Annotated in this window: 9 protein-coding genes; 6 read left to right on the forward strand and 3 right to left on the reverse strand. The window is 46.6% G+C overall.

Annotation, left to right across the window (positions count from 1 at the left end; genetic code table 11):
• Nucleotides 1–125 precede the first annotated feature (125 nt).
• From QF049_RS00100 to QF049_RS00110, 3 genes are all read left to right on the forward strand, one after another.
• Complete coding sequence (locus QF049_RS00100; RefSeq protein WP_307533960.1) at nt 126–1640, forward strand: AbgT family transporter; 1515 nt, start codon at nt 126–128, stop codon at nt 1638–1640.
• 102 nt (nt 1641–1742) lie between these two features.
• Nucleotides 1743–2999, forward strand: a complete 1257-nt coding sequence (locus tag QF049_RS00105; protein WP_307533962.1) for an amidohydrolase — start codon at nt 1743–1745, stop codon at nt 2997–2999.
• A 600-nt stretch (nt 3000–3599) separates the two neighbouring features.
• Nucleotides 3600–5843 carry a carboxylesterase/lipase family protein gene (locus QF049_RS00110; protein ID WP_307533964.1) on the forward strand — a complete coding sequence of 748 codons (2244 nt, stop codon included), beginning with the start codon at nt 3600–3602 and terminating at the stop codon, nt 5841–5843.
• A 511-nt stretch (nt 5844–6354) separates the two neighbouring features.
• Here the strand turns inward: QF049_RS00110 and QF049_RS00115 are convergent.
• Nucleotides 6355–7941, reverse strand: coding sequence for a choice-of-anchor I domain-containing protein (locus QF049_RS00115; RefSeq protein WP_307533966.1), 1587 nt, complete (start codon nt 7939–7941; stop codon nt 6355–6357).
• A gap of 245 nt (nt 7942–8186) precedes the next feature.
• Here QF049_RS00115 and QF049_RS00120 point away from each other — a divergent pair, with 245 nt between their 5' ends.
• From QF049_RS00120 to QF049_RS00130, 3 genes are all read left to right on the forward strand, one after another.
• Nucleotides 8187–9146, forward strand: coding sequence for a helix-turn-helix transcriptional regulator (locus QF049_RS00120; RefSeq protein WP_307533968.1), 960 nt, complete (start codon nt 8187–8189; stop codon nt 9144–9146).
• A 111-nt stretch (nt 9147–9257) separates the two neighbouring features.
• Entirely contained in the window at nt 9258–10460 is a 1203-nt protein-coding gene (locus tag QF049_RS00125) for an MFS transporter (RefSeq protein WP_307533970.1), read from the forward strand.
• A gap of 191 nt (nt 10461–10651) precedes the next feature.
• A complete protein-coding gene (locus tag QF049_RS00130) occupies nt 10652–11095 on the forward strand; it encodes an Hsp20/alpha crystallin family protein (RefSeq protein ID WP_036617413.1) in 444 nt (147 codons plus the stop codon).
• Between the two features lie 140 nt (nt 11096–11235).
• Here QF049_RS00130 and QF049_RS00135 read toward each other — a convergent pair whose 3' ends face one another.
• Nucleotides 11236–11793 (reverse strand): DUF1697 domain-containing protein, encoded by a 558-nt coding sequence (locus tag QF049_RS00135; RefSeq protein ID WP_307533972.1) that lies wholly within the window; start codon nt 11791–11793, stop codon nt 11236–11238.
• A gap of 34 nt (nt 11794–11827) precedes the next feature.
• Nucleotides 11828–12478, reverse strand: coding sequence for a hypothetical protein (locus QF049_RS00140; protein WP_307533974.1), 651 nt, complete (start codon nt 12476–12478; stop codon nt 11828–11830).
• Nucleotides 12479–12729 lie beyond the last annotated feature (251 nt).

Raw genomic sequence — 12729 nt, forward strand, 5'->3', positions numbered from 1 at the left:
TAATGTCCTAAAATTACGACATTTTCGTTAAATGTACGTTAATGATCTGCTAACGGGGACAAGACCTCATCAGACTTGTTCAGTCAATCCAGAGGCAGTTCCATCACAGTCAGGGGGGAGTTTGCATGGTGAATGCGGACAGACAGGAGAACACAGGACTTTTTGGTTGGGTAGAGAAAGTAGGGAATAAGCTTCCCAATCCGTTTTTATTGTTTATCTATCTCATTGTCGCCCTGATGGTTGCCACATTGGTGTTATCACTCTTTAATGCGACGGCACATAACCCGATTGATGGGGAGCAGGTACACGTCAAGAACTTGCTGAGCAGAGAGGGGATTCAGTGGTTGTTGCCGAATGTGGTCAAGAACTTTGCCGATTTCAAACCACTGGCTTCCATCCTGGCTCTGGTGCTGGGCATTGGTCTGGCGGAGAAGGTGGGGCTTCTTGAAGCGGTTATGCGTAAAATGGCTGTTCGAGTACCTGTGCGTTACGCCAGTTATCTCGTTATTTTCATCGCGTTCTTCAGCCATGTATCCTCGGACGCAGCGCTTGTGATCATGCCTCCGCTTGGAGCGCTGATTTTTCTTGCGGTAGGCAGACATCCGGTTGCCGGATTGATTGCCGCGATTGCTGGTGTGGGTGCAGGTTTTACAGCCAATATGCTCATTGTGACCACGGATGTATTGTTGTCAGGCATCAGTACCGAGATTGCGGCCTCTGTAGATCCCAATGTGGGTGTTACGGTTCTGGATAACTGGTACTTTATGTCTGCTTCGGTTATTGTGCTGACCCTCGTTGCGGGGTTCATGACTGACAAATTCTTGGAACCACGCCTGGGCCGTTACGAAGGGGAGCGGGTGTACAAGCTCGAAGCGCCGACACCTGAAGAGAACCGGGCACTACGTGCAGCGGGAATCGCAGCATTGCTTTTTATCGCAGTGATTGCATTCATGGTCGTGCCTTCCAATGGGGTGCTTCGTAACCCGGAAACGGGAAGTGTCATGGGTTCGCCTTTCCTGGCCGGGATTGTTCCTGTCATTTTACTGTTCTTCTTTACCGTAGCACTGACTTACGGCATTAAACTGAAAGTGATTCAAAACCAGAACGATCTGCCGAAACTGCTCATTGAACCGATCAAAACGATGGCTGGATTTATCGTGATGGTATTCCCGCTGTCTCAATTCGTGGCGATGTTCAACTGGAGCAACATGGGCAAATTCCTGGCATTGACCATTACGGATTTACTGGAAAAGACGGGCATTAACGGCATTCCCGTGGTGATCGGACTGATCTTCCTGTCGGCATTGCTGACAATGTTTATTGCAAGCGGATCAGCGATCTGGTCGATTCTTGCCCCGGTGTTTATTCCAATGATGATGCTGCTTGGATTCCATCCGGCATTCACTCAGGTTATTTTCCGGGTATCGGACTCGGTCGTTATTCCCTTGGCTCCAGTATCACCGTTTGTACCGCTGTTCGTAGGATTTCTGCAGGATTACCGAAAAGACGCGAAGCTGGGAACGTATTATTCACTAATTTTGCCGTATTCGATTGCGTTCTTCTCGGTGTGGGTGGTTATGGTCATTCTATGGTATGTCTTCAACCTGCCACTTGGTCCGGGAGTAAACGCAAGACTGTAGGAGATCAACAGGAGCAGGCTTAGTGACTCCTAACGTTGAATGAGTAGTGTAGAACTGTATATACGATGAAATAGATAGAGGTTGGAGAGAGGGGAATGACACATGATGGATATTATCGCGCTTCGCCGGGATCTGCATGAACATCCTGAACTGGGATTCACGGAATTTCGTACTGCGACCAAAGTGGTGCAGATGCTGACGGAACTTGGGTATAGCGTCACTTATGGAAAAGATGCGATCGACGACACATCACGGCGGGGTCTGCCCAAGCCGGAAGTGTTGGAAGATGCATATCAGCGTGCCCTCCGGGAAGGTGCAGATCCGGTGATTGTGGAGCAGATGCGAGGTGGATTCACTGCCGTTGTTGCTGAACTTCAAGGGGAGCAGGATGGACCAACGACGGGATTTCGCTTCGATATGGATGCACTGCCAATCCGTGAGAGCAAGTTGGAGCAACACGCGCCGCAAGCGGGACAATTTCGTTCCAGTCATGAAGGCATTATGCACGCTTGTGCACACGATGGACATACAACGATTGGATTGGCGCTTGCAGAACGGTTGAGTAACCGTAAGTTTGCCGGCAAAATCCGGCTGTTGTTCCAGCCTGCCGAAGAAGGTGTACGCGGGGCATATGCCATGGTCGAAAAAGGAATGCTGGAACAGGTGGATCGCCTGTTCTGTATGCACTTGGGTACCGGTGTGCCATCCGGTCATATCAGAGGTGCGTCTGCCGGATTCCTGGCAACCACCAAGCTGGAAGCACACTTCACCGGTGTATCTTCCCATGCAGGGGCTTCGCCGGAGGAAGGACGGAACGCGCTGTTGGGTGCAGCGACCGCCATGCTTAACATTCATGCACTTCCCCGGTTCAGTTCGGCAGATACCCGGATTAACGTAGGCATTCTGGAAGGTGGAACAGGAGCCAATATTATTGCTGAGCATGCCCGTATGGTTATTGAGACGCGTTCGACGAGTGAAGAAACGAATCGGGAGCTGGAACGTCGCGTGCGGAATATCATTGAGCATAGTGCGGCCATGCACGAACTAACCGCTACCGTTGAGGTGGTTGGAAGTGCCATCCCGATTCGATGTGATATGGAACTTGCAGAGCTTGCGGTTCTGCAAGCGGAAGGCATCGCTGGTTTCACCCATGCAGAGGCCATATCGGATAGTGCTGCTCTCGGCAGCGAGGATGCCAGTTATATGATTCGGCGAGTACAGGAGCAAGGTGGCAGAGCTACGTATATGATTGTTGGCAGCGAGTTGCCTGCTCCGCATCATCATCCTGAATTTGATATTGATGAAGCGGTATTGGCCCCTGCGGTGGAACTGCTGGAGAAGTTGGCACGCACGCTGTAGACAACCAGAGAAGTAGGCTAGCAGATATTCAGGGATTAAGAGATAGCTGTGCAAATCAGCATGATGTAAGTTAAGTTCGAACCCGCATGAGAATGCGGGTTTTTATTGTAACCCCTATTGGAGATCCTATGAAGAAGATTAGAAAAAAGATATTGCGAACGCTTACATTGTATGCTAACATCACCATAACAACAGGATTGTAACCGTGTTTAGGGCAATACCTGTGTCAGTTCATTCGTTGGTTGTTTGTTCATCAAACGATTGATTGCGTTTACATTATCATATGGAATGAACCTCATTCCTCAGGGTTGTTACTGATTGCAGGCAAAACCTGAATTGAGGGCAGTAGACCACGCTAAAGCGATGTCTGTTTGCCTTCGGTTCAGGTTTTTTTATATAAAAAAATGCCTGATGGCATGACCGCAAGCGCCGTAGCAGATATTTCAAGCAGAAAGGAGCGCAGCAGATTTAATTTTTCATAAATAGAGATATAGACTCATCCAGACATTGGAATACTGATTCTTAGATACGCATTTCAACTGAACATTTCCAATGAACTTATCCCATCACACACTATTCGACAGCGAGGAGATTTATGACATGAAAACCATTAAACGTTCGATTGCTGTAGCAACCATTCTGGGGTTATGTGTATCCGCTCTACCAGCTTATGCAGCAGGCAATACAGGACCTACTTCTTCAGCAGCGATGGACAAGCTGATCCAATCCGAGCTTATTCGCGGCAGCGGTCAAGGTGTTAATGCAGCTTATCTGAACAAAAAGGCGACACGTATTCAGGCCGCAGTACTTTACTTGCGTTTGTCCGGATTGGAGAAAGAAGCACTCGCTTATCAGGGATCGGAAACGTATGACGATGCGGCTCAGGCAGGCAAAGTATTACAACCCGTCGTTGGTTACTTGAAGCAGCATCCGTATGTGGCTGAGATCGTAACAGGAACGGAGAAGTTTGAACCTAATGCACCCCTTACAGCGGAAGGTTATGCCGAAATGCTGCTGAAGGTGCTTGGATATGAAGCAGGTACGGATTATGAGCAGGGAGCGGCTTCCACCTACGCGGCTGGTAAAGGAATCAAGGCACTTCAAGGGAAGGGCGCGAGTCAACTTACCAATCGCCTGATGGCAGAGGCAACCGCACAGGCTTTGCAGATACAGCTCAAGAATGGCAGTGGAACTTTGGAGCAGAACTGGTTGAAACATAAAGAAGCTGGAGCGTTCCAACCTCAAACGGTGCAACAGACCAAGTATGGCGCGATTGATGGCAAAATCTATGAGCAATATGGCACGCTCGGCTGGCTTGGTGTTCCATACGCGGCACCTCCGGTAGGTGAACTGCGCTGGAAAGCTCCGCAAGAACCGGAAGCATGGACAGGAACGAGATCGGCTAAGGAATTTGCAGCAAACAGCTTGCAGATCTCCGGCAAGACTACAGCGGGAAGCGAAGATTCGTTGTATCTCAATATCTGGCGTCCTGACACAACCAGTTCGAAACTTCCGGTTATGGTGTTCCTGCACGGCGGCGGGAATATGACCGGATCAGGTAAAGATTTTCAAGGTGAACAGCTTGCACGGAGCACCAACAGCATTATCATTTCAGTGAATTACCGTTTGGGAGCCCTTGGATTCTTCGAAAATGCAGCGCTGAAAACAGGCAATGCCTTGGATGACTCAGGTAACTATGGTCTGCTTGACGCATTCCGTGCATTGGAGTGGGTGCAGGATAATATCGAAGGTTTTGGCGGAGATACAGGCAATGTTACATTAGCCGGACAATCTGCTGGTGCACGTGATGTGCTGGCAACTCTGATCTCTCCACTTAGCAAAGGGCTGTATCAAAAAGCAGTTGCTTTCAGCGGAGGATTGACGACAGCATCACCGGAAGAAGGCGAGCAAAAATCCGAGGATGTACTTGTGAAGCTACTCGTGCAAGAGGGGAAAGCGGCTAATGCAGAAGAAGCAAAAGCATGGATTGGCAAGCAATCTCATGCACAGCTGGAGAGCTACCTGCGTGCACTGCCTGCGGACAAGTTGGTCACTGCGTTTGGCGCAACGGCAATCCGTATGGACCCATTCCCGCATCTGTTCCGTGATGGCACAGTGATTCCAAAAGAAGGGTTTGACGCCATCAATAATGGCAATTATAAGAAAGTTCCTGTATTGCTCGGCAGCCTGGAAACGGAGTTCTCCGGTTTTGCCTTCGGTGATCCAAACTTCTCTCCATCCATTACGGATGAGACTCTGTTTACTGATAAAACCAAGGCGGAACAATATGCTGCTGCGTTGAAATACGGTAGCGAAGCTTATGCAGGCTTTAATGCAGAGCGTGTAGCGGAACAATTGACAAGTGAAGCAGGTCAGCCGCCGGTATATGCGTATCGTTTTGCATGGGGTACACAACTTGGGGTCATCTCTGAGCGTTTGCTCACGTTACTGGGCGCACCACATGGTGCGGATATGGACTTCTATACAGGACACGCAGACGGAATTGCTGCCTATTTCCCTGAGGGGTACTTTAGCGATACAAACAAACCAGGACGTGATCAGTTGTCCGCCGCGATGGCAGCATATCTGAAGCAGTTCCTGTACACAGGCAATCCAGGTACGGGCGGATCACCTGATCTAGCGGCATGGACACCTTGGACGAAAGATGCCCAAGCCCCAATCATGCGTCTGGATGCAAGTAATACAACCGCAGAGATTGGCATGTCCACACAATATAATCAAGGCAAAGAAGCCGTAATGGCAAAGATGAAAAAGGAATTGCCTGAAGAAACATACAAACTGTTGACGGAAAAAGTGTTCGCAGGCCGTTTCTTCTGGGAATAAGGATTACTGGGTAGGAAGGTATATATAGATAAAAGGTATATAGATAAATTGAAAGCCAAGGGAGCATATTCTCTTGGCTTTTTATACTGTTCGTTATGCTTAATTATGGTATTGTTGTAAATATAAATTAATAAGATATGGGAAAGGGGAAAACGTACATTATGGATGGAGCTAGTAATTTTGTTATTGCTGGGATTATAACTCTATTGATTTTCTTTATTATGATGGGCCTCGTATTATATCTGATCTTCTATCTTGTGATGAAGAGGTCTGGTGTCAAAGAGGAAGTATCCGCATTAAGGATGGAAGTACGAGTATTACAAGAGGAAGTAGAGCGGAACAAGCAGGAATTGGAAAATATAAAATCTCGTTAACTTTTCGAACCACTAGTTGTGGATGCGCGGAATGGTGTGGATACAACAGTATGGGAGGATAGGGGCTCTTCGCCCCTTCCTACTCAATACAGCGTGAAACCATTCAATTCAGCCTTTGCATACCGAGGGCACTCGATCTATTTCTTGGCAAAAAAACTAAGGGTTCCCGTGCTTTCATCTGCACTCACAAACAGGCTGCGTCCGTTAACACGATGAATTCCCTCTGGTGATTCTCCGGCTGTAGGAATCAGACCCAGGTAGTCCGGATTGACCGGATCAGCAAGATCAAAGAACAAAATGGCATCTGCCCGTTCAGAAGCTACGGCTGCATACGTAGTGCCGTCTACAGTAGCAACGGTCAGGTTCTCCACCTCACTTCCCTTGTTGGGACTGCGATCATCCGGGTACAAGCCAACCATGGCGGTTGCCGTGTCAATGAGGTTCTGGCTATCGTACATCCGCTGGCCTTGCAGATCCCAGACAGCAATATTACGTCCGCCTGCTTTTACACCATCCTCAAATTCATTCTTGCCCAAGTCCCCTTCATTAGCTGTCAGCAGGTATTTACCATCTGCCGAGAAAGCAATTCCATCCGGTTCATAACGAGCTGTCAACGTCTCTTTAAACTGAACGATACCATCATCTTTCAGATCTGCTTGATGTGAAGTGGTACCCAGAGCGAAGATTGAGCTAATTTTTTTTGTCTCCAGATCTACAATGGCAACGACATTGTTTTCCTGTAGCGTGATGGCTGCTGTTTTGTTATCTGGACTAATGGCAACATACTCCGGTTGTGGATCATGCGGATAGATGGCACCTTCTACATTGTCCAGAGATACCGGCAAGTTGGTGATTTCACCCTCCAATACGTTCCCGCCAGCAAAAGATACAACCATAATGCTACCCGGACGTTTGGTGTTGGCATAGTCAATTTCATCGGCAGCTTTATTCAGTTCTTCATCCTCTATCGCGATAACCGCATGCAGACCGTCAGGTGACAGTGCAATGGAGTCAGGACCAATGCCGAGTTCATACGTTTTGACGGTTTTGTAGGTTGTCAGATCCACAATGGCAAGCAATCCTTTGTTTGCTTCGCTATCTGTATCCCCTGTACGAATAATAGCAAGACCGTATTTACCATCTTTGGACACGGTTACGCTTGTGACTTCAGCTTTGTCGGAGAGGTCATGGAAGCTGACTGTCTTCAGGACGTTGATGTTTTTCAAGTCAGCAATATCCAGTATGGCAATGCTACCATTGTCTGCTTCGGTTACGAGCAGGCGCTGTCCATCTGGCGTAGAGGCTGATATTTCTGCTTTGCCACCAGGCATCTGAAAGGATGCGGTCTGTTCAAAACCGGTTTTATTTTGTTTCAGGATCAGTTGATCCGTAATTAATTTTAGCGTTTGGGAAGATACATACGTTGTACCTTTGGTGATGTAACTTTTACTGTCCAAAGGAGTTTTCACACCGTTGATGGTGGCTGAAGACGTTCCTATTGGAAGTTGTACTTTAGTATCTGCGATCTGGATATCAACACTGCGACTGCTTCCGTTCCATGTGACCGTACCCTGCATATTTTGGATGGCTGTACGCAGTACGACATGATCAGTGGTAGTTTTAGTTGCGTCAGCAGCATGAATCATTGATGTGTAGCTGGTTGTTCCTGCGGTAAGAATGGCAGTCATCGACAGAACGGCAAGCCATTGATTTCTCTTTTTCAATGTTCCAGATCCCCTTTATCGTTTCGTGTGTGATGGCATGTACAACTGTTTCAGTATAAGAAAGAAACGTTAAGCAATGGTAAAAAGGCAGGTCGAATTGTGTAAAAGGTTAGACGGGAATCTTCATACATATAGGACTGGTCTAAAAAAAGAAATTGCGGTAGAATTAATTGAGAATCATTATCAATTAATTCGGACTTTCTTTACTGATAAGTCTGATCAAGATATAGGCGAGGTGGATACCCATGCGCACGGATGATGCACTAGGCGTAGTATATCAGCATTACCTGACCCAGGAACCTTACAGTCAGCAAGATGAACACACGTATCTGCTCTCTCCCAAGGCGGGTAGTGGTAAGGTCAAAAGAGTGACAACATACAGTGGCATTGAGATTTTATATTCCCAGGTTGAATATCATCAGCCTTATCCTACGTATTTTGCTTCCGAGACACCCATTGTGGAATTGCAATTTGCCTTATCAGGAGAGCGACATGTGGATATATCCGGTCAGGATTATTCATTATCGCTAGGGCAAGGGGCCCTTATTTTTATGCATGATTTCGAAGCGTGGTTTCATCCTCCGGCAAGGGAGCTGTATACGTCCTTTTCGCTGGGGATTCCGGTTTCTCTGTTCAATTATGCTGCGGCACAACTGGGCGGTTTCAAGTCGATTGCGTTTAATCAGGTGTTAGGACGAAAAGTGTTTAAGCCGATTGTATTTCAATTGGATAACCGGATACGAACGATGATCGACAGTTTGATTGTGGAATTAAACAACAGTTATCGATCATCCTTAATGATGGAAGCGACAGCCTTGGAGATCTTGAATCGATTTATGATCCAACTGTTTGATCTGGCGCCAATCCCCGCGGGATTCTCCAGAGAGGACATCCGGAAGTTACATACGGCACGGGAGATTATGGAGGGCTGTATGGTAGATCCTCCATCTTTGCTAGCATTGTCCAGACAAGTAGGTCTTAACGATTTTAAATTAAAAAAAGGATTCAAGGCACTTTTCGGAAGCACGGTCTTCGAATATTTGCGTCAGGTTCGTCTCGACAACGCCATGAAGTTGCTGCGCAATCAGAATAACAACGTCACCGAGGCCGCGATTGCGGTCGGTTACAGCAATGTCAGTGCCTTTTCGCAGCAATTTTATCGCAAATTCGGCGTGAAGCCCTCAGAGATGAAAAAGATTTATTAAATAATCCGGCTTGCCGTGAATTGTTCCGTATGGAGGCAGTGGGGATTCTCTCAGCCTTGTATACTCCAGGTACAGTGGATACTGTACTGAAATATAGAGGAGTGTACAAACATGAACCGAATCAGAGGTAGTATTTTTTTTAGCGTATTTGCAGCCATGTTGGGTCTGATGCTGATTGCACCCATTATGCCGCCGCTTATTCGCGAGTTGGGCATGAAAGAAAGCCATTCCGGTCTTATTATCTCGCTTGGGTCCATAATGATGGCTGTCATGGCTCCGGTATGGGGCAGATTCAGTGATCTGAAGGGCAGAAAACCCATCATATTGATTGGATTCATAGGCATGTCTGTGAGCTGTGCATTATTTGCACTGGCATTGTACGGGGGATTGAATGCATGGATCGGAGGGGGCGTATTGTTAACCCTTCTGATTGTGACGCGCAGTCTGATCGGTATGTTTATTCCAGCTGTACTTTCTTCTGCCCAGGCCTATATGGGTGATGTGACAGAAGGGGAAGAGCGGGGAAGCGGGATGGCAATTATCAGTGCTGCGAATGGACTTGGCCTTGTATTTGGACCTGCGATTGCAGGAGCCTTTACCCTTATCGGTCTGCTCTGGCCGCTTTATTTTGGCATTTTTATAGCGATCGCTGCGTTTATTATTGCCTTGCTGTTAATCCCGTCAGCCAAACCGGTCATTCAGGTAAAACCGCCTAAAGTAAACCCGTTCCAACGTGGATTACGAATGTACCTTGCTGCCGGCTTAGTCACGATGATGGGTATCATGACACTACAGGTTGTCGGGGGATTTTATTTCCAGGATCAACTGGCTCTATCTCCAGCGGCGACTGCCCGAATGGTTTCGTTTGGACTCATGTTCTCTGGAGCAGCGATGTTGATCATGCAGATCATGCAGATGAAATGGTTGAAATGGCAGCCACGCCCGATGATTTTGCTCGGATCCCTTTTTCTGATCGCAAGCATGATCCTTTTTTTGGTCTTCAATGTGTTATCCATGTATTATTTCTCGTTTTTCCTGTTTGGCATGGGTTCCGGTCTGATGATGCCCGGGTTCATGGCAGGTGCTTCGCTGGCAGTTAGCAAAGAACAGCAGGGAGGTGCAGCGGGATTGGTAGCAGCGATTCAGGGGATATCCGCCGTCATTACGCCTTTACTTACAACGACACTTTATCAGGTGGACAAACATGTTCCATTTATGCTCGTAGCTGTTCTGGTTGTCTTGCTGGCAATCATGATGCTGGGAATGCGGAAGAATCAATCCAATACTGTAACGGACGCCATTCATTCGTTATAGTCAGACAAAGTCAGAAGATCAAATAAGGTCAAAACAAAAGAAAAAAGGATCTATTTTAAAATAGTGAATCATGATGAAAGAAAATCGTTTTTTTTCGTCTTTTACGGACTTTGAGCCTGATTTGCACGGGTATTATAATAATCAATGTAAGCAACACCAATAAACCAACCACACAAAAGGAGCTGATTTTCATGTTTGATCTGATTCCGTTTCGTAAACGAAATGAAGACCCGTTCGGACACATGTTGAAATCCTTCAATGACATGGTTGAGAACTCATTCCTCTCCCCTTTTGGAACTGGCTCCCAGCCATTCCGGACCGACATTCGTGAGGAAGAAGACAAATATTCGGTAGAAGCCGAGCTTCCGGGCATTGCCAAAGAGGATATAGACATTCAGGTTCAAGGTAATGAATTGATTATTCGTGCCAAACGCAATGATATAGTGGAGCAGAAGGATGACTCCAATCGAATCATACGGCAAGAACGCCGTTCCGGCGAATTTATCCGGCGATTCTATGTTGATCATATTGATGAGGAGCACATTAAGGCCAAATTGGAAGAAGGTGTGCTGAAGCTCGAGATTCCGAAACGTCCTGGTGATGATCAATCTCGCAGACGAATTCAAATTGACTAAATTGACTAATACACGGTGGGTAAAATAGTTTCCTTATATGGCAAAAAACATGCAGGAGACATCCATAAGGATGTTTTCTGCATGCTTTTTCATATGAATTGGACGATACATAACTGACTATCCATTGGGCTGGTTCCAAGTTATTTCTCTGCTGCTGCTTGCATCAGGGCATAAATCTTACGTGTGGTATTCACATTTCTAACCGTCATATAAGCATAGACTTTGGAACCCACAAGCTTGTTCATGCCACTTTTGGACGCATCTTCTCTGCTGACTGAATATAAAATCGCTCCGGGAACATAGATCAGTGTACCAATTTCCGGTTTGATGGGCAGTTGGTCCAGCACGGAGGGCTCATTAATCTCATCCCAGAGGAACATCACATCACTTTTGGCGGTGTCATCATTAACCCATTCTTCTGGCAGCGCCTGAATAACGCTATGGATTTCATCCATATTCCGCACCATCACCCTGATCTGTAAGCCAAAATCGACGGCGATGGCCTGCTCTAACAAAAGGGATATCTCCCTATTTGCTTCGGCACGTTCCTGATGATCGGCAAAAATAATATTGCCAGAGTTGATGTAGGTAACAACATCCAGCATGCCTGCTTGTTCAAACGTTTCTTTCAGCTGCTTCATATTGATTTTATTGTTCCCGCCTACATTAATGCCTCGTAGCAAAGCCACATAGATCATATGGACGCCCCTCCAATTCCTTCAATTCACCGTTTTAACAAAATGACAGATATTCGAAAAGATGAGCAGTATACTCTTCTCCCAACAGATCTTGCAATAAAGGTTCCACTTGCTCCAGATACTCGGGCTTGGTTTCATAGGTTTCTTCATCTTTTACTTCTCCGGCATAGGTGCGCGCCGCTTCAATCAGGATGGCTAGTGCACTGAAAAAGTCTGACAGCGAATCAGCAACACGGTTTGGTTCTCCACCTGTAAAAGCGGCATATACGGGAGAGTTTGGTGCTTCTACATCTACAATTAACGGATCATCGTTAAAGTTTGCGATGACGACGTGATTTTTTGGCCAAGTGGAGGACTCCTCATAAGGTTCGTTCATGCCAATCCAGCGGAACCCCAGTTGCTGACGAAGCAGATGTTCAGGTGCGACAAAGGAAATAAGTGCGGCATCACCGATTTCGATGGCGGCATTTTTCATTTTGAGTGTACCTTCCGCATCCGCATCCATCATGTCATAATGACTGTACAGATACTGAAGTTCTGGAGAAAGAGGTATTCGTGTATCCACTTCCGGCTGGTGATGTTGTTCGCGGGGACGCAGATCATGATTTTTGAAAAGTCCATAAGCTTCATTATATAAATCCTGCTGTTCCACCAAACGGCTCAAGGCAGTATCCAGTTGTTGCATGATGTCTGAGTCCTCCTAATAACATTGATATAATAACAGGCCGATTCGTTTGATTCTTGGCTATAAGCATTATACTATATCAAAGATAAATTCAAAAAAACATTTGAATACGTTTACATTCATGAGTGGACATGATATACTTTCACTCAAATAAGGATTGTTACTGCTTCGGGCAGGCAAAACCTGAACATCACTATGCGTGGACTTTGTTCCATTCATATTGTTGTTCGGGTTTTTTTGCATTGATCCCA

The organism is Paenibacillus sp. W4I10 (assembly GCF_030816325.1).
GTDB classification, from domain to species: Bacteria; Bacillota; Bacilli; order Paenibacillales; family Paenibacillaceae; genus Paenibacillus; species Paenibacillus amylolyticus_B.